Here is an 18,180-nt window from a genome sequence, read left to right as displayed (position 1 = left end):
GGTGGTCACCGTGGGTCCTCCTGGGGTGGTGGGCGTCTCGCACCTCATTGTGCCAGCCCCGCACCCGACGTCGGAGCGGTCGCGTCGGACCGGTCCGGGCCGGGCAGTTGGACGTCGCAGACCTGCGGCCCCGCGTCGGGGCGGGTGGCCCCGGCCCCCCGGGCCCCCCCCCACGCCCGGGAGGACCGGGCCACCACTGCCGTGGCGCAGCGCTGCGGGCTCAGCGCTGCGCCGGCAGCTCGGGCCCGGCCTCGACCTCGTTCGGCACCGCCCCGCCGAACCGGCGGTCACGCCTCGCGTACTGCTCGCAGGCCCGCCAGAGGTCCCGGCGGTCGAAGTCCGGCCAGAGCACGTCCTGGAACACGAACTCGGCGTACGCCGACTGCCAGAGCAGGAAGTTCGACGTCCGCTGCTCGCCGCTGGGGCGCAGGAAGAGGTCCACGTCCGGCATGTCCGGGTGGTACAGGTACTTGCCGAGGGTCTTCTCGTTGACCTTCTTCGGGTCCAGCTTCCCGGCCGCGACATCGGCCGCGAGAGCCGCCGCGGCGTCCGCGATCTCGGCCCGGCCACCGTAGTTGACGCACATGTACAGCGTGACGGCGTCGTTGTCCCTGGTCTGCTCCTCGGCGACCTGGAGCTCCTGGACGACGCTCTTCCACAGCTTCGGCATCCGGCCGGCCCAGCGGACCCGCACGCCCATCGCGTCCATCTCGTCCCGTCGGCGGTGGATGACGTCCCGGTTGAAGTTCATCAGGAACTTCACCTCGTCGGGCGAGCGCTTCCAGTTCTCGGTGGAGAACGCGTACAGCGAGATGTTCTTCACGCCGAGCTCGATCGCGCCCTTGAGGACGTCCAGCACCACGGCCTCGCCGACCTTGTGGCCCTCGGTGCGCGGCAGCCCGCGCTCCTTGGCCCAGCGGCCGTTGCCGTCCATGACGATCGCGACGTGGTGGGGGACCAGCTCGGCGGGGATCTGCGGGGGCCGGGCGCCGCTGGGGTGCGGGGTCGGGGGGAGGTACTCGCCCCCGGCCTTCGGCCGGGGGGACCCCCAGCTGCTTTCGCCTCCACCGAAGAGCCGTCGCGCTGCCATGTGCTCACTTCTCCACGTATCTCATCGAGCGGATGCCCCGCTCCAGGTGCCACTGCAGGTAGGCCGCGACCAGGCCGCTGCCCTCCCGCCAGTACCTCGGCTCGCAGGCGTCGGCCGTCTGCCAGTCCCCTGACAGCAGTGCCCCGAGCAGTACCAGTGTCTCAGGGGAGGGTACGGCACATCCGGGCACCCGGCAGTCCGGACAGAGCACCCCGCCCGCCTGGAGCGAGAAGAACCGGTTGGGGCCCTCCAGGCCGCACTTGGCACAGTCGTCGAAGGTCGCGCCGTACCCGTTGACCGCCAGCGAGCGCAGCAGGAAGGCGTCCAGCACCAGGTGTGACTCGTGCAGCCCGGCGGCCAGCGTGCGCAGCCCGCCGACCAGGAGGAGGTACTGCTGGACGGCCGGCTGGCCCTCGTTCTCGGCGAACCGCTCCGCCGTCTCCAGCATGGCGGTGCCGGCGGTGTAGCGGCCGTAGTCGGTGACGATCGAGCCGCCGTACGGGGCGATCGTCTCCACCTGGGTGCAGAGCGGCAGCCCGCGGCCGATCAGGTCGCTCCCCCGGCTGAAGAACTGCACGTCCACGTGCGAGAACGGCTCCAGGCGCGCACCGAACTTGGACTTGGTCTTGCGCACCCCGCGCGCCACCGCGCGGACCTTGCCGTGGTGGCGGGTGAGCAGGGTGATGATCCGGTCGGCCTCGCCGAGCTTCTGTGCCCGGAGCACCACGCCGTCGTCCCGGAACAGGCTCATGCCACCGCCTCGCCGCGGCCGTCGAACAGTGTGGACATCCCACCATTCTCCCCCACCGGCGGGGACAGCCGTGTGCCCGCACCGGGGCCGTGGGGGGACGCCCGATCGGTGCGGGTCACGGCGGGCCCTGGAGGGGGGGTAGGGCCCGGTTTGTGGGGGTCCGGGGTCGGCCGGAGTCGTTCCTCACGGCCAGGTGGTGCGGACGGAAGGGCGGGGACGGGAAGGCGCGGGCGGGAGGACACGGACCCGAGGGCGGGCCGGAGGCGGGCGAGGACGGACGGGAAGGCAGTCGGGTCCGGGTCTAGTGCGAGGTGCGGGTCTAGTGCGAGGTGCGGGTCGCCGCTTCCAGCAGCACCCCGACCCGCGCCTGCGGCAGGTCCAGACAGCGCCCGACGGCGGCCAGCGCGTCCCGCTCCTGCGGCCGGTAGCGGCCGTCGGCCAGCGCGATCGCCGCGCCCTGGAGCAGCAGCCGTTCACGGCCCTGGTGGGCCAGGTGCGGGGCGAGCGGTTCGAGCACGGCGTGCAGTTCCACGGCCAGGCCGCCGGAATCGTCCAACCTGTCGCCGGGGGCTCCCCCCACCTCGTGGGCCTCGTACAGCTCCCCGCCGAGGCCGGAGAGCGCGGCCAGGGCGGCCAGCACCTGGGCCTCCCCGCAGTCCTCGAAGCCGGCGTCCCGGACGGCCGCGCAGGCCGCCTCGCGGGCCGCGCGGTGCGCGGTTCCGCCGGCCGCCAGCATGACGAGCGCCACGGTGTACTGCGCGTCGCGCAGCATCCCGCCCAGACGCACGCAGGTGGGCTGTTCCAGGCTCTCCACGCCGAACCGGCCGTGGCAGCTGGTGCACTGCACGCTGCCGACCACCGGACCGAGCGGAAGCACCGGGGTCCCCAACAACCGCAGCCACCGCCGGCCGTGCTGCCGGCGGTAGTTGCGGTCGCCGCCGCAGCCCGGACAGTAGAAGTCACCGAGAACGTCAGTCCGCCACCTCGGGCGAACACCCCACATCCCTGTCACGGCGCCACTCCCCAGACATGGCAGGCGGCCTGCACAACAATGGGCAGGTCACGCGACCGGCCACCGGGCCGTCCCACCGACCCGGCTTACCGGTGGGTCGATGTTGCCACGGTTGCCGACACGTGTCAGTACCTCGAACGGCTCGATCACCGAAAAAATGTGGCGCAGGCCACAACCTGCCAGACCGGGCCGCCCGCAGCCCCGCCCCGGCCTCCGCGAACACCACCGCGAACGCCGCCGGGCCGCCCCGCAGGACGACCCGGCAGCTACCACCCGTACGAACTACCCGCGCTGCGCCCGGTTGACGGCGCTGATCATCGCCTTCAGCGAGGCCAGCACGGTGTTGCCGTCGATGCCCACACCCCACAGCACCCGGCCGTCCACCGCGCACTCCACGTACGCGGCGGCCTGGGCGTCGCCGCCCTCGCTCAGCGCGTGCTCGGCGTAGTCCAGCACCCGGACGTCCACGCCGATCTGCCCCAGCGCGTCGGCGAAGGCGGAGACCGGGCCGTTGCCGGTGCCGGACAGGGGGACCGGCACGCCGTCCACCACGGCCTCGGCGGTCAGCGCGTCCCGGCCGTCCTCGGTGGTCAGGGTGCGCGAGCCGCTCAGCGCGATGCGGCCCCAGGGGTTGCCGGTGGTCGGCAGGTACTCGTCCTCGAAGACCGCCCAGATCGCGGCCGGGGTGACCTCGCCGCCCTCGGCGTCGGTCTTGGCCTGGATGATCCGGGAGAACTCGATCTGCATCCGGCGCGGCAGGTCCAGCTTGTGGTCGTTCTTCAGGACGTACGCCACGCCGCCCTTGCCGGACTGGCTGTTGACCCGGATGACCGCCTCGTAGGTGCGGCCGACGTCCTTCGGGTCGATCGGCAGGTACGGCACGCCCCAGGTGTGCTCGCCGACCGGCACGCCGGCCGCCGCGGCGTCCGCCTCCAGGGCGTCGAAGCCCTTCTTGATGGCGTCCTGGTGCGAGCCCGAGAAGGAGGTGTACACCAGGTCGCCGGCGTACGGGTGGCGCGGGTGCACCTCCATCTGGTTGCAGTACTCGGCGGTGCGGCGGACCTCGTCGATGTCGGAGAAGTCGATCTCGGGGTCGACGCCCTGCGAGAACAGGTTCATGCCCAGGGTGACCAGGTCGACGTTGCCGGTCCGCTCGCCCTGCCCGAACAGGCAGCCCTCGATCCGGTCGGCGCCGGCCATGTAGGCCAGCTCGGCGGAGGCGACGGCGGTACCGCGGTCGTTGTGCGGGTGCACCGACAGGCAGACGGACTCGCGCCGCGACAGGTGGCGCGACATCCACTCGAACTGGTCGGCCTGGACGTTCGGGGTGGCCCGCTCGATGGTGGCCGGCAGGTTCAGGATGATCTCGCGGCTCTCGCCGGGCTGCCAGACGTCCATGACCGCCTCGCATACCTCCAGCGCGAAGTCCAGCTCGGTGTCGACGAAGATCTCCGGCGAGTACTGGTAGCCGAAGACCGTCTCGTCGCCCAGCAGCTTGTCGGCGTACTCCATCACCAGCCGGGTGCCGTCGACGGCGATCGCCTTGGTGGCGGCCCGGTCGTTGCGGAACACCACCCGGCGGAACAGCGGCGCGGTCGCGTTGTACAGGTGGACGGTCGCGCGCGGGGCCCCGACCAGCGACTCGACGGTCTTCTCGATCAGCTCCTCGCGGGCCTGCGTCAGCACCGAGATGGTGACGTCCTCGGGGATCGCCCCCTCCTCGATCAGCGAGCGGACGAACGCGTGGTCGGTGGCCCCGGAGGAGGGGAACCCGACCTCGATCTCCTTGTAGCCCATCCGGACCAGCAGGTCGAACATCTGCCGCTTGCGGGCCGGGGACATCGGGTCGATCAGCGCCTGGTTGCCGTCCCGCAGGTCGGTGGAGAGCCAGCGCGGCGCCTTGGTGATCACCTTCGACGGCCAGGTGCGGTCCGGCAGGTCGACGGTGCCGAACGGCAGGTACCGGCCGTACCGCATGCCGGACGGCTGCTGGCGTACGGACCCGGCGGTGATGGGGGTGGGGCGGTCGACGAACGCGCGACCGGCGGTGACGGGCACGGCGGAGCTCTGCTCGGTCATGGAGGTGAGTCTCGGCTTCCTGTGGTGATGCGGGGCTGGTCGGGGTGGGACGGTCACCCGACTCGGCCGGCCTGCTGCCGCTCGCGACCCGTCGTACGGTCGCCCGATTCAGCGCGCAGCACAGTCCCCGCGGCGAGGGAGCCGGCCCTTGGTGGACTACAGGCCCTCGACGCGGCAGCTAAGAAGAAGCAGCCCATTGCGCATGATGGTCCCCAGCGTAACCCAGGGCCGCACGCCCCCGAAGTGAGCCGGGCGGACATTCCACCCCTTGAGACGGCGCACGGTTCCGTCCGCGCCGGTGACAACACGTCATCAATGCGTCACGCTTGGCCACATGACAGCCGAACCGCCGCTCTGTGCGATCGTTCCGCCGTACGTCCTGGACCGCCTCGCCGAGGACGGTCACGCCCCCGCCACCCGCTCCCTCGCCCTGGACGCCGTCCACCGCACCACGCGGCTCACCGCCGTCCCCCGCCAGCCCGCCGCCGACCGTCTGGAGCGGGTGATCTCGGACGCCGGACACCGCGAGCGCCTGCCCGGCCGGGTCGTCCGGCGGGAGGGCGAGCCGGCCCTCCCCGACCAGTCCGTCAACCACGCCTACGACGGCCTCGGCGCCACCTACGCGCTGTTCTCCGACGTGTACGGGCGGCACTCCGTCGACGACCAGGGCCTGCGCCTCGACGCCACCGTGCACTACGGCCGGGACTACGACAACGCCTTCTGGGACGGCCACCGGATGGTCTTCGGCGACGGCGACGGCGAGGTGTTCGGCGACTTCACCGCCTGCATCGACGTCATCGGCCACGAACTCGCCCACGGTGTCACGCAGTTCACCGCCGGCCTGGAGTACCGGGGGCAGTCCGGTGCGCTCAACGAGTCGGTCTCGGACGTCTTCGGGTCGTTGGTCAAGCAGTACGCGCTGCGGCAGGACGCCGCCGACGCGGACTGGCTGATCGGCGCCGGACTGCTCGCCCCCGGCGTGCAGGGGGTCGCGCTGCGCTCGATGAAGGCGCCCGGGACCGCCTACGACGACCCCCGGCTCGGCAAGGACCCGCAGCCCGCCCATCTGCGCGACTACGTGCACACCACCCGGGACAACGGCGGCGTGCACATCAACTCGGGCATCCCCAACCACGCCTTCTACCTGCTGGCCACCGCACTCGGCGGTCCGGCCTGGGAACGCGCGGGGCGGATCTGGTACGACGCGCTCACCGGCCGCCGGCTGCCCCCCGACGCCGACTTCACCGCCTTCGCCCGGTCCACCGTGGCCGCGGCCGCGGCCCGCTACCCGGAACCGGAGGTGGCGGACACGGTGACCGCGGCCTGGGCGAAGGTGGGCATCAGTCCGGGTTGAGCCGCACTTAAGTCAAGGTCCGGGAAAACCCCGGCAAACGGCTTCCCCGGGTAGCACCATGGACACCATGCGCATCCAGGTGACCCGGACCGGCGGCTTCGCGGGACTCGTCCGCCACGCGGAGCTAGACACCACCGAGCGGACGGACGCCCCGCATGTGCACGCACTCGCCCGCGAGGCCGTCGCGGGCGGGCTGCGGTCCCCCTCGTACGGCGTACCCGACGGCTTCCACTACGAGATCACCGTCGACGGGCGGACGGTGCACTGCGCCGACCCGAAACTCACCGAGTCGCAGCGCGAGCTGGTCTCCCTGGTGCTGCGCGAGGGCGCGTAGCTCGGCCCGCGTGCCCGGGGCCACTCCCCGGGCGCCGGGGCCCGGCCCCGGGCACCGGCGCGGCATCCGGACGGCCCGCAGCGGCGGCAGCACGCCCGTCCGCCCGCGCCCCCGAACGGGGACGCGCGCCGGTCAGAGCCAGCCGTCGAGCGAGGCCAGGAAGCCCGTGAGGTCGTCACGGTGGATGGTGTGCCCGGCGCCGGGCACCCTCCGGACCTCGTACCCGACGCCGCGCAGCCGCTCGGCGTCCTCGGGCCCGGTCAGGAAGCTCCGGTCGGGGAGCTGGAGCAGCGACGGCACCGCGGGGGCGCCGGGCAGGACCGCCTGCGCGTAGAAGCCCGCGAGCCCCAGCGCGCTGTCCGGGTCCCAGGCGGCCAGCGTCGCCACTTCGACGTCCACGTCGGCCGCGTCCCAGCGCGGGGCGAGCGCGGCGATCTGCTCCCGGGTCGCCCGCTTGAAGTGGGTGAAGACGCCCGGGTCGAACAGGTCGGGCTGGGCGAAGCACCAGGCCGGGTCGGAGTAGACCGCCCGGGCGGGTCGGAGCCGCTCGACCGCCTGCAGCAGGGCCAGGCCGCCGAGCGAGTGACCGACGGCGAGCTCCGCGCCGGTCGGCAGGGTGTCCACCAGGTCCTCGGCCAGCCGCTCGGGCGCGTACCGGTCGGTCGGGGTGGCGCCCTCGCCGCGCGGGCTGGCACCGTGGCCGCGGAGGTCCACGGCGATCACCCGGTAGCCGCGCGCGGCGAGCGCCGGACCGACCGACCGCCAGCTGCGATGGTCGGACATGATCCCGTGGACCAGCAGGGCGAGCCGGTCCCCCGAGCCCCACTCACAGGTGTGCAGCTTCAATTCCCGCCCCCTGCCGTCCGGTCCGGCCCCCGCTCGTCCGGACTGCTCAGAAGCCCAGCTTACGCAGCTGCTTCGGGTCGCGCTGCCAGTCCTTGGCCACCTTGACGTGCAGGTCCAGGAAGACCGGCGTGCCGAGCAGCGCCTCGATGTGCTTGCGGGCCGTCGTGCCGACGTGCTTGAGCCGCGCGCCCTTGGCCCCGATCACGATCGCCTTCTGGCTCTGCCGCTCGATGTAGACGTTGGCGTGGATGTCCAGCAGCGGACGGTCCGCCGGCCGGCCCTCGCGCGGCAGCATCTCCTCGACGACGACCGCGAGCGAGTGCGGCAGCTCGTCCCGGACGCCCTCCAGGGCCGCCTCGCGGATCAGCTCGGCGACCATGATCTGCTCGGGCTCGTCGGTGAGGTCGCCGTCCGGGTAGAGCGGCATGCCCTCCGGGAGCAGCTTGGTGATCAGCTCGGCGACCAGGTCGACCTGCTTGTCGCCCACGGCGGACACCGGGATGATCTCGGCCCACTCGAAGCCCAGCTCGGCACCGAGCTGGTGGACGGCGATCAGCTGTTCGGCCAGCCGCTTGGAGTCGACCAGGTCGGTCTTGGTGACGATGGCGACCTTGGGGGTCTTCTTGAGCTCGGCGAGCTCCTTGACGATGAACTTGTCACCGGGGCCGAGCTTCTGGTCGGCGGGAAGGCAGAAGCCGATCACGTCGACCTCGGCCCAGGTGGAGCGGACCAGGTCGTTCAGACGCTCGCCGAGCAGGGTGCGCGGCTTGTGCAGGCCGGGGGTGTCGACCAGGACGAGCTGGGCCTCGGGACGGTGCACGATGCCGCGCACGGTGTGCCGGGTGGTCTGCGGACGGTCGGAGGTGATCGCGACCTTCGTCCCCACCAGGGCGTTGGTCAGGGTCGACTTGCCCGCGTTGGGCCTGCCGACGAAGCACGCGAAGCCGGAGCGGTACGAGGAGGAAGGGGCACTCATGCGCCCCATTCTCCCTGATCACGGGGAGCGGGACGGACCGGGCCGCCCCGGGCGGTCACTTCTTCCCCCCTCCGAGGACCGAGGCGAGGCCCCAGACCAGCACGATCAGCAGGAACGAGACCGAACCCCAGAGCCAGAACGGCGAGCCGGTCTCCTGCCATTTACCCATCCCCATCACGCCCAGCAGCAGTCCCGCGAAGAACGCGAACGGCCCCATCGGTAAGCCCCCTCACCGCAGCAACTCCCCGGTGAGATTATCCGCTGAACCGATACGGCAGAGCGCCCGGGGGCCGCCTCCCCGGGCGCCCGGACCGGACTACGACCGGACTACGGACCGGACTACGGACCGGACCGCGGACCGTCGGCCGGACGGCGCCGGAGCGGCGTCGATCGTCCGCCCCCGCGACCGCGTCCGGCGCACCGTTCAGCGCGCCTCGACCGAGGCCCGCAGCGTCCCGTCCGGCCCCGCCAGCAGCAGCGGCGTCCCGGCGCCGCCGAGGTCCCGGACCGCGGCCAGATCGGCCTCCGAGGGCTGCTCCGCCTCGCTCACCACGGCCGCGGCCTCCAACGACCTCGCGCCGCTGGCCACCGCCATCGCCACCGCCGTCTGCACCGCGCTGAGCCGCAGCGACTCCAGGGCGACCGTCCCGGCCACGTACGTCCGGCCGGTCTCGTCACGCACCGCGGCCCCCTCCGCGACGCCGTTGCGGGCGCGGGCGGAGCGGGCCAGGGTGATGATCTTCTTGTCTTCGGGGTCGAGTTCGACGATGTCACTCATGCCCAGGAGCATAGGCGCCCGTCCACGGCCCCGGATCAGTGCCCGATCGGGTTCGGCGGCCCCGGCCGCAGCACCTTCACGAAGGTCTTGGGACCGGACGGCAGCGGCTCCTCGTCCTCGGCCCGCCGGCGCCAGTACGGGTTGTCGTGCGGCAGGTGGCTGCTGACCCGCCCGTACATGCCGAACGTGGTGATCACCAGCCCGAAGACGAACGCGAAGAGCACGTTCGACATCCGGAAGTTCAGGATGTTGGCGTCCGGCCGGCCGAGCACCGTCAGCCCGTAGAAGCCGGAGAGCACGAACAGCACGCCGACCACCATGTTCAGGTTGGACGCGAAGTTCCCGCCGACGACCGCGCCGCCGACCAGGATCGCGCCCACCACGATGGACAGGATGCTCAACGCCCCGTTGGTCGACATCCCCGCGATGCCGTCACCGCTGGTGGACAGGAAGCCCGGATGGTCGGCCAGCCCGAGGCAGCCGAACACGATCAGGAAGATCCCGCCGAGCCCCGCCCCGATCCGCCAGACCGTCGCGAGCTTGTGGTCCACCGGCAGTTCGTCTTGCAGCTTCATGGATACCTCCGCCTAGGCGTAGGGGTGGCTTCCGTGCATGTGCGGCACCTCGTGCATGTACAGCGAGCCGCACTGCTGGCAGCACCGGAGCCCGGTCCCCCACTCCTGTTCCGGCCGTGTCTCGGCGTCGGCGGGCATGGTGCGCCCGCACAGGGCGGTGGCCGGGTCCCCGTCCCGCACCACGTGCCAGACCTTGACCCCGCCCGCCGTCCCCTGCGGGCCGTACTCCGCGCGAAGTTGGTGAGTCATACCCCCAATCGTCGCCCTCGGAGGACGGGAGCGCTACTCGCCGGCCGCCTGCGCCGCGTCGGCCTGCGCCCTGACCGGCGCGACCACCACGGAGCCGATCCGGTTGCGGCGGCCCGCCGAGCTCTCCGCGGTCAGCCGGATCGCGGTCAGCCCGCCCGGGATCTCCTCCGGCACCGGGATCTCGCAGGACGAACCCGGGATCGGCACCCGTCCCAGGTGCTTGGCGAGCAGGCCGCCGACGGTCTCGACGTCCTCGTCCTCCAGCTCGATCCCGAACAGATCGCCCAGGTCCTCGACCAGCAGCCGCGCCGTGATCCGGTACGAGCCGTCCCCGAGGTCCTCGACCGGCGCGATCTCCCGGTCGTACTCGTCGGTGATCTCACCGACGATCTCTTCCAGGACGTCCTCGATGGTGACCAGCCCGGCGGTACCGCCGTACTCGTCGATCACGATCGCCACGTGCGAGCGCATCTGCTGCATCTCGCGGAGCAGGTCGGCGGCCGGCTTGGAGTCCGGCACGAAGACGGCCGGCCGCAGCACCGCACCCACCTCGTCGGACTCGGAGTCCCGGTTGATGTGGGTGCGCCGCACCAGGTCCTTGAGGTAGACGATGCCGACCACGTCGTCCTCGTTGTCGCCGACCACCGGGATCCGCGAGAAGCCCGAGCGCAACGCCAGGGTGAGCGCCTGCCGGACGGTCTTGTGCCGCTCGATCATCACCAGGTCGGTCCGCGGCACCATCACCTCGCGGACGATGGTGTCGCCCAGCTCGAAGACCGAGTGCACCATCCGGCGCTCGTCGTCCTCGATGACGTCGTTCTTCTCGGCGAGGTCGACCAGCGCCCGCAGCTCGGCCTCGGAGGCGAACGGCCCCTCCTTGTACCCCTTGCCGGGGGTGAGCGCGTTGCCGAGCAGGATCAGCAGCCGTGGGATCGGACCGAGGATCCGGGCCAGCGGCAGCAGCACGAAGGACGCGGCCGTCGCGGTGCTGAGCGGGTGCTGGCGCCCGATCGTGCGCGGCGAGACGCCGACCGCGACGAACGACACCAGCACCATCACCCCGAAGGCCAGCAGCACGGCCTGCCAGGTCGAGTCCAGGCTGCGCACGCAGACCACGGTGACCAGGACGGCCGCCGCCATCTCGCTGGCGACCCGGATCAGGGTCGCCAGGTTGAGGTAGCGGATCGGGTCCGACGCCAGGGCCAGCAGCCGGGCCGACCCCTTCCGGCCGGACCGGACGGCCTCCTCCGCGCGGAACCGGGAGACCCGGGAGATGCCCGCCTCGGCGCACGCGGCCAGCCAGCCGAGCACCACCAGCAGGACGGCACCGAGGATGAAACTCGTACTCTCACCACTCACAGGGGTTCGGGCTCCGCGCTCAGTGGGTGGTGGGGGCGGGCGAGATGCCGCCGAGGCCGCGCCCGGCCCGCCAGCCGTCGAGGATCGCCTTCTGGAGGCCGAACATCTCCTCCTCCTCGTCCGGCTCCTCGTGGTCGTACCCGAGGACGTGCAGCACGCCGTGGACGGTGAGCAGCTGGAGCTCCTCGTCCATCGAGTGCTTGGACGGGGCCGCCTTGCCCTGCTGCTCGGCGACCTCGGGGCAGAGCACGATGTCGCCGAGCAGGCCCTGCGGCAGCTCCTCCCCCTCCTTGCCGGGGCGCAGCTCGTCCATCGGGAACGACATCACGTCGGTCGGGCCGGGGAGGTCCATCCACTGGATGTGCAGCTCCTCCATCGCCGCTCCGTCCACCAGGATCACGGACAGTTCGGACTGCGGGTGGATCCGCATCTTGTCCAGGGCGTAGCGGGCGACGTCGAGGATGGCTTCCTCGTCTGCGTCCCAACCGGACTCGTTGGCGATGTCGATCGACATGACGGGCTGGTTACTCAGCTTTCGGTGCGATGGGACTGTCGGGGTGCGCGCGAGCCGCGCCGCTGGGCCGGCTTGGCCGGGACCGGGTGTTCCTCGGCCTCCTGCCGGGCGTCCCAGCGCTCGTACGCGTCCACGATCCGGCCGACCAGCTTGTGGCGGACCACGTCGGTGCTGGTGAGGACGGAGAAGTGGATGTCGGGCACGTCGACCAGGATCTCCTGGACGACCTTGAGACCGCTGCGGGTGCCCCCCGGGAGGTCGATCTGGCTGGTGTCGCCGGTGACGACCACCCGGGAGTTGAACCCGAGGCGGGTGAGGAACATCTTCATCTGCTCGGGCGAGGTGTTCTGGGCCTCGTCCAGGATGATGAAGGCGTCGTTGAGGGTGCGACCGCGCATGTAGGCGAGCGGGGCGACCTCGATGGTCCCGGCGGCCATCAGGCGCGGGATGGAGTCCGGGTCCATCATGTCGTGCAGCGCGTCGTACAGCGGGCGCAGGTACGGGTCGATCTTCTCGTAGAGGGTGCCGGGCAGGAAGCCCAGCCGCTCCCCCGCCTCGACGGCCGGACGGGTCAGGATGATCCGGTTGACCTCCTTGGCCTGGAGGGCCTGGACGGCCTTGGCCATCGCGAGGTAGGTCTTGCCGGTACCGGCCGGGCCGAGGCCGAAGACGATGGTGTGCTTGTCGATCGCGTCGACGTAGCGCTGCTGGTTGAGGGTCTTGGGACGGATGGTCCGGCCGCGGTTGGACAGGATGTTCGCGGTGAACACCTGCGACGGCGCCGGGCTGTCCGGGTCGTCGACGCCGCTCCGGAGCATGGCGATGGAACGCTCCACGGCGTCCTCCGTCAGGGGTTGGCCGGTGCGGAGCACCAGCATCATCTCGGTGAAGAGCTGCCGGACGAGCGCGACCTCGGCCCGCTCCCCGGTGGCGGTCACCTCGTTGCCGCGGACGTGGATGTCGGCGGCGGGGAAGCCCCGCTCGATCACGCGCAGCAGCGAGTCCGCGGTGCCGAGCAGGGTGACCATCGGATGCTTCTCGGGGATGACGATCCGGGCGCTGACGGAGCCGCCGTCGTCCGCCGGTTCGGGGCGCGACTGTCCGTTGGTACGGGTATGCGATGTGTCACTCATAGGTCGGCGCTGGGGCCTGCCTCATCCCATCCGTGTCTCGTGGGTGCCGCTCGGTCTCTCCGGGGCACCAGGGTACGCCGCGGACGTGATCGCCGCGGCGGGCGGCGGGGCCGCACGCGACGATGCTCCGGCAGATCGGGAGGCGGCGCGAGCGGTTTTCCGTGCTGTTCACGGGCCGCTCCCGACATCACCGCGACCGCCGTCGCGGCCCTGGCGGTCCGCGCGGCCCTTCACCCGCGGTGCCGGGGCGGTACTGGTACCCGCACGAGGTCCTCGGCAAGCACGATCGGGCCCTCGAAGTGCTTGCGGGCGTCGGCGAGGTGCTGGCCGAGGTCCGGGTAGCGCTGGGAGAAGTGGGTCAGTACCAGGGTCCGCGCACCGGCCTCGGCGGCGACCTTGGCGGCCTGGCCGGCGGTGAGGTGGCCGTGGTCGTCGGCGAGCCGCGCGTCGGCGTCGGTGAAGGTCGCCTCGATGACCAGCAGGTCGGCGCCCTCGGCCAGCTCGTGGACGCCCTCGCAGAGCCGGGTGTCCATCACGAAGGCGAACCGCTGGCCCGGCCTGGGCTCGCTGACCTCGTCCAGGGTGACCCGCCGGCCGTCCACCTCGGTCTCGCCCTGGTGCTGGAGCCGGCCGACGGCCGGACCGTAGACGCCCAGGTCGGCGAGACGCTCCGGCACCAGCCGGCGGCCGTCCGGCTCGCTCAGCCGGTAGCCGAAGGACTCGACGGGGTGGGAGAGCCGGACGGCGTCCAGCACGAACCGGGCTCCGGGCGCGGGCACGGGCCCGGACTCCTCGATCGGGCGGGGGCGCAGCACGGCCGTCTCGTGGAAGGCGGTGGCGTGCCGCAGCCGCTCGAAGTAGACCTCGCCGGAGGCCGGGAAATAGACGTCGACCGGATGCGGGACGCGGTCCAGGTTGATCCGCTGGATCACCCCGGCCAGGCCCAGACTGTGGTCGCCGTGGAAGTGCGTGACGGCGATCCGGGTGAGCTGGGTGGCGGAGACCCCGGCGTGCAGCATCTGCCGCTGGGTGCCCTCGCCCGGGTCGAAGAGCAGCCCCTCGCCGTCCCAGCGCAGCAGGTAGCCGTTGTGGTTCCGGTGCCGGGTCGGGACCTGGCTGGCGGTGCCGAGGACGACGAGTTCGCGCTGCGACACGCGGCTAGACCATGCGCTCGGTCATCGACGTACCGCCGAGCACGTGGACGTGGGCGTGGAAGACGGTCTGCCCGGCGCCGGCCCCGGTGTTGAAGATCAGGCGGTAGTCCGCGATGCCCTCGTCCGCCGCGACCCGGCCGGCCTCGGCGAGCAGCTCACCGGCGATCTCCGGCTCGGCGTCGGCCAGCGCGGCGGCGTTCGGGTAGTGGACGTGCGGGATGACCAGGACGTGCACCGGCGCCTTCGGGGCGATGTCGCGGAAGGCCAGGACACGGTCGGTCTTGCGTACCACGGTGGCCGGGATCTCGCCGGCCACGATCTTGCAGAACAGGCAGTCGGGCTGCGGCTCGCCGGCCATCGGGGTCTCCTCGCGCTGTCGGTCGGGGTGGGACTCGGACCCGGGTCCGGAACCGGGCCCGGCGTCGGGCCCGCTGCCGGTCGGGGCGTACGGCGGCATGCTAGCCGAGCCGTGCCCCGGCCTGCTGGTACTCGCGCAGGTGCCTCCGGCGGACCACGCGGACCCGGCGGCGGTGCCCTCCGACTCCGGGCTCCTCGGTGAGCAGGCCGACCTTCGGCGGGACGGGCACCCAGGGGCGGGAGGCCGGGGGCGGGAGGCCGGACCCGCCGCCGGCCTCCCGCCCCGCCGGTCGGTGCCTACACCCAGGGCAGCGCCGGCGCCGCCTTGGCCGGAGCCCGGTCCAGCGCCGCCAGGGCGATCCGGACGCCCTCGGCGAGCTGCGGGTCCTCCCCCGCCGCCCACGCGTGCGGGGGGAACAGCACCTCGACGTCCGGGTCGACCCCGTGGTTCTCCACGCCCCAGCCGTACCGCTCGGACCAGAACGCGTACTTGGGCTGGGTCACCAGGGTGCCGTCCACCAGCGAGTACCGGCTGTCGATGCCGATCACCCCGCCCCAGGTGCGGGTGCCGACCACGGGGCCGATACCGAGTGCCTGGATGGCGGCGTTGACGATGTCGCCGTCGGAACCCGAGTACTCGTCGGCCAGCGCGACGACCGGCCCGCGCGGCGCGTCCTCCGGGTACGGCGCCGGGCTGGCGATGTCCCGGGCGATGCCCCATCCGACGATCCGCCGGGCCAGCTTCTCGATCACCAGCTGGGAGGTGTGCCCGCCCCGGTTGCCCCGGATGTCGACGATCACGCCCTCCCTGGCCATCTCCGACCGCAGGTCCCGGTGGATCTGCGCCCAGCCGGTGGTCTGCATGTCGGGGATGTGCAGGTAGCCGAGCCGCCCGTCGGACAGCTCACGGACGGCGGCCCGCCGGCCGGTGACCCAGTCGTGGTAGCGCAGCGGTTCCTCGTCGGCGAGCGGGACGACGACGGGGTGGCGCCGGTCGGTGCCGTCCTTGCCGGCCACGGTCAGCTCGACCGGCTGCCCGGCGGTGCCCGCCAGCAGCGGCGCCGGGCCGGTCACCGGATCGACCGGGCGCCCGTTGACCGCCAGGACGGCGTCCCCGGGGCGGATCGCGGCACCGGGCGCCGCCAGCGGCGAGCGGGCCCGGGGGTCGGAGGACTCGCCGGGCAGGATCCGGGAGATCCGCCAGGCGTCGCCGTCCTTGACGAGGTCGGCGCCGAGCAGGCCCTGTCGGCGGGCCGGCTCGGTGTGCAGGCCGTGCGGCAGCACGTAGGCGTGCGAGGTGCCCAGCTCGCCGTGCACCTCCCAGAGCAGGTCGACCAGGTCGTCGTGGGAGCCGATCCGGTCCACCAGCGGCCGGTACCGGGCCAGCACGCCCGCCCAGTCCACGCCGTCGAGGTCCGGGCGCCAGAAGTTGTCGCGCATCAGGCGGCCGTTCTCGTCGAACATCTGCCGCCACTCGGCGGCCGGGTCGACGGTCACCCGGAGCCGGGCGAGGTCGACCTCGATCTCGTCGTCCTCGCCGACCGCCTTGTGGTCGGCGGGCACGATCCGCAGCTCGCCCTCGTCCAGCACCGCGAGCCGGGTGCCGTCGCCGCTCACCGCGAACGAGTCCAGCCCGTCCACCAGTTGCTCGGCCCGGCGCTTGCGGAGGTCGAACCGCTCCAGCGTGGGGCGCGGCCGCTCGTCCTCCAGCGAGGCCGCCTCGTCGCCGAGCTCGCCGACCAGCGGGACGCGCGTCCAGAGCACGCCGTCCTTGGCAGCCCGCAGCGAGCCGAACCGGCCGCCCTCGACCGGGAACGGCACGATCCGGTCGGCGATGCCGTCGAGGTCGACCCGGGTGACCGGCGGCGCGTCGGCCGTGCCCTCCTCGCCCTCCGTCTTCTTGCCCTTGGGCTCGTCGTCCTCGCCGCCGACCGGCCGACCGGCCCGCCGCGGCCCGAACGGGGACGGCGTGTCGGCGGCCAGCGTGATCAGGTACGGGCGGCAGCCGTTCGGGAAGGACAGGTCGAAGACGTGCGAGTCGTAGACCGGGTCGAAGTTGCGCACCGAGAGGAACGCCAGGTGCCGGCCGTCCGTGGTGAAGGCCGGCGAGGTGTCGATGAACCGCTGCGGGGTGGCCTCGGACACCGTCCGGGTGGTCAGGTTGGCCAGCACGATCTGGCGCAGCGACCACGGCCCGAGAGCGGGCTGGGACCAGGCCAGCCAGGCCGAGTCCGGGCTGAACGCCAGGCCGCTGACCTCGCCGTCGGTGCTGTGCGCCAGCTCGTGCACGACGCCGTCGGTCAGGGCGACCAGCAGGACCCGGCCGTCGTGCGCGCCGACCGCCACCTGCTTGCCGTCCGGCGAGACGAGCAGCGACCGGACCCGGCCGAGCTGCCCGGCGGCCAGCCGGCGGCGCTCGGTGCCGAGCACCGCGGGGGCGTACTCGATCGCGTCCTCGCCCTCGGCGTCGGTCACCCAGACCACGCCCTGCCCGCCGTCCTCGCCCGAACCGGGCACCACGCGGGCGAGTCGGCCGCGCACGCCCGGCGACTCGTCCAGGACGCGGGCCGGGCCCTCCCGGTGGGTCAGCCAGTGCACGGTCCCGCGCACCACGACGGCGCCGGCCCGGCCGGTGCGGTCGGGCGCGGCGGTCTCCAGCCAGTGCGCGGCCGGGACCGGACGCGGGCGGCGGCCGGTCCGCGGACCCGCCAGCCGGACGTCGAGGCGCCGCGGCTCCGCGTCGGCCAGGTCGTCCAGCAGCCAGAGGTCGCCCGCGGTGTGCCAGACGACGCGGGTGCCGTCGGTGGCGGCGTTGCGGGCGTAGAAGCCGTCCGGGGAGGAGGAGTGGCGGCGCAGGTCGGTGCCGTCCGGGAGGCTGGACCAGAGGTCGCCGACGCCCTCGTGGTCGGAGAGGAAGGCGATTCTCGCCCGGTCCGCCTCCCCCACCCAGAGCGGCGAGTCGATGTTCCCGGTCAGCTCCTCGTGGATCCGGTCGAACCGCTCCGTACCGATCCACAGCTTGCCGGTCCGCCCGCCCCGGTACCGCTTCCACCAGGCCGGCTCCACGCCGAACGCGGAGACCAGCAGCACCCTCCCCCCGCCTTCGGCCGGGGGCGCCCCCGAGCCGCCCGCCTCGAAGGACAGCCCGCCGACCGGCCCGTACGGCAGCCGTTCCGGCTCACCGCCGTCCAGCGGCACCGCGTGGGCCCAGGTGCGGCGCAGCGAGCCCTGTCCGGCGGCGGTGGTGGCGATCGGCCGGCCGTCCGGGGTCCAGCCGCGCAGCTGGGTCTGGGCGTCGCCCCAGTGGGTCAGCCGTCGGGACGGGCCGCCGTCCACCGGGACGACGTGCACCTCGGGTGCGCCGTCGCGGGCGGAGGTGAAGGCGACGTGCCGCCCGTCCGGGGAGAATCTCGGGCGGCGCACCGGGAGGTGATCGGCCGTCAGTCTCCAGGCCCGGCCGCCGTCCAGCGGGGCGAGCCACACGTCGTTCTCGGCGACGAAGGTGACGAGGTCGCCGTGGAGGTGCGGGTGGCGCAGGTAGGCGCCGGCGGGGGTGCTTTCGGGTTCGCTCACACCGCCACCCTAGGCACCCGTGCCCGGCCCACGCCCGGTTTTCGCC

General features: G+C 72.9%; 18 protein-coding genes. 2 read left to right on the top strand and 16 right to left on the bottom strand.

Going from position 1 to position 18,180, the window contains the following annotated elements:
• Window positions 1–220: 220 nt before the first annotated feature.
• The 4 genes from PUR61_RS41830 to leuA form a co-directional block, all read right to left on the bottom strand.
• Entirely contained in the window at window positions 221–1,090 is an 870-nt protein-coding gene (locus tag PUR61_RS41830; protein ID WP_329885197.1) for an isoprenyl transferase, read from the bottom strand.
• 4 nt (window positions 1,091–1,094) lie between these two features.
• On the bottom strand, window positions 1,095–1,841 hold the full coding sequence (gene recO, locus PUR61_RS41825) for a DNA repair protein RecO (RefSeq protein WP_329885196.1): 747 nt from the start codon (window positions 1,839–1,841) through the stop codon (window positions 1,095–1,097).
• A 319-nt stretch (window positions 1,842–2,160) separates the two neighbouring features.
• Window positions 2,161–2,844 (bottom strand): TerB family tellurite resistance protein, encoded by a 684-nt coding sequence (locus tag PUR61_RS41820; RefSeq protein ID WP_329885202.1) that lies wholly within the window; start codon window positions 2,842–2,844, stop codon window positions 2,161–2,163.
• A gap of 291 nt (window positions 2,845–3,135) precedes the next feature.
• The gene (leuA, locus tag PUR61_RS41815) at window positions 3,136–4,932 is read right to left on the bottom strand and encodes a 2-isopropylmalate synthase (RefSeq protein WP_329885195.1); all 1,797 of its coding nucleotides are present in this window, start codon (window positions 4,930–4,932) and stop codon (window positions 3,136–3,138) included.
• A gap of 334 nt (window positions 4,933–5,266) precedes the next feature.
• Between leuA and PUR61_RS41810 the strand changes: the two genes are divergently transcribed.
• Both PUR61_RS41810 and PUR61_RS41805 read left to right on the top strand, forming a co-directional pair.
• The gene (locus PUR61_RS41810) at window positions 5,267–6,286 is read left to right on the top strand and encodes a M4 family metallopeptidase (protein WP_329885194.1); all 1,020 of its coding nucleotides are present in this window, start codon (window positions 5,267–5,269) and stop codon (window positions 6,284–6,286) included.
• 67 nt (window positions 6,287–6,353) lie between these two features.
• Entirely contained in the window at window positions 6,354–6,620 is a 267-nt protein-coding gene (locus PUR61_RS41805; RefSeq protein ID WP_329885193.1) for a protealysin inhibitor emfourin, read from the top strand.
• Between the two features lie 132 nt (window positions 6,621–6,752).
• Here PUR61_RS41805 and PUR61_RS41800 read toward each other — a convergent pair whose 3' ends face one another.
• From PUR61_RS41800 to PUR61_RS41745, 12 genes are all read right to left on the bottom strand, one after another.
• Entirely contained in the window at window positions 6,753–7,466 is a 714-nt protein-coding gene (locus tag PUR61_RS41800) for an alpha/beta fold hydrolase (protein WP_329885192.1), read from the bottom strand.
• Between the two features lie 46 nt (window positions 7,467–7,512).
• Window positions 7,513–8,442 carry a GTPase Era gene (era, locus tag PUR61_RS41795; protein ID WP_329885191.1) on the bottom strand — a complete coding sequence of 310 codons (930 nt, stop codon included), beginning with the start codon at window positions 8,440–8,442 and terminating at the stop codon, window positions 7,513–7,515.
• Between the two features lie 424 nt (window positions 8,443–8,866).
• Window positions 8,867–9,220, bottom strand: a complete 354-nt coding sequence (locus tag PUR61_RS41790) for a cytidine deaminase (protein ID WP_329885189.1) — start codon at window positions 9,218–9,220, stop codon at window positions 8,867–8,869.
• A 35-nt stretch (window positions 9,221–9,255) separates the two neighbouring features.
• Window positions 9,256–9,795, bottom strand: coding sequence for a DUF4383 domain-containing protein (locus tag PUR61_RS41785; protein ID WP_329885188.1), 540 nt, complete (start codon window positions 9,793–9,795; stop codon window positions 9,256–9,258).
• 12 nt (window positions 9,796–9,807) lie between these two features.
• Window positions 9,808–10,044, bottom strand: coding sequence for a hypothetical protein (locus tag PUR61_RS41780; RefSeq protein ID WP_329885187.1), 237 nt, complete (start codon window positions 10,042–10,044; stop codon window positions 9,808–9,810).
• Between the two features lie 33 nt (window positions 10,045–10,077).
• A complete protein-coding gene (locus tag PUR61_RS41775) occupies window positions 10,078–11,403 on the bottom strand; it encodes a hemolysin family protein (protein ID WP_329885186.1) in 1,326 nt (441 codons plus the stop codon).
• A 19-nt stretch (window positions 11,404–11,422) separates the two neighbouring features.
• A complete protein-coding gene (gene ybeY, locus PUR61_RS41770; protein ID WP_238741059.1) occupies window positions 11,423–11,917 on the bottom strand; it encodes an rRNA maturation RNase YbeY in 495 nt (164 codons plus the stop codon).
• A gap of 14 nt (window positions 11,918–11,931) precedes the next feature.
• Window positions 11,932–13,050 (bottom strand): PhoH family protein, encoded by a 1,119-nt coding sequence (locus tag PUR61_RS41765; protein WP_380353965.1) that lies wholly within the window; start codon window positions 13,048–13,050, stop codon window positions 11,932–11,934.
• Window positions 13,051–13,280: 230 nt separating this feature from the next.
• Window positions 13,281–14,204 (bottom strand): ribonuclease Z, encoded by a 924-nt coding sequence (locus tag PUR61_RS41760; RefSeq protein ID WP_329885185.1) that lies wholly within the window; start codon window positions 14,202–14,204, stop codon window positions 13,281–13,283.
• Between the two features lie 4 nt (window positions 14,205–14,208).
• Window positions 14,209–14,562 carry a histidine triad nucleotide-binding protein gene (locus PUR61_RS41755; protein ID WP_329885184.1) on the bottom strand — a complete coding sequence of 118 codons (354 nt, stop codon included), beginning with the start codon at window positions 14,560–14,562 and terminating at the stop codon, window positions 14,209–14,211.
• 100 nt (window positions 14,563–14,662) lie between these two features.
• Window positions 14,663–14,791, bottom strand: coding sequence for a hypothetical protein (locus PUR61_RS41750; RefSeq protein ID WP_329885183.1), 129 nt, complete (start codon window positions 14,789–14,791; stop codon window positions 14,663–14,665).
• A gap of 67 nt (window positions 14,792–14,858) precedes the next feature.
• Window positions 14,859–18,134, bottom strand: a complete 3,276-nt coding sequence (locus PUR61_RS41745; RefSeq protein WP_329885182.1) for a S41 family peptidase — start codon at window positions 18,132–18,134, stop codon at window positions 14,859–14,861.
• Window positions 18,135–18,180: the final 46 nt, after the last annotated feature.

Origin of the sequence: Streptomyces sp. BE20 (assembly GCF_036322525.1) — a bacterium.
Lineage (GTDB): Bacteria > Actinomycetota > Actinomycetes > Streptomycetales > Streptomycetaceae > Kitasatospora.
The sequence above is the reverse complement of the archived record's forward strand: the minus strand, read 5'-3'. Positions and strand labels throughout refer to the sequence as shown.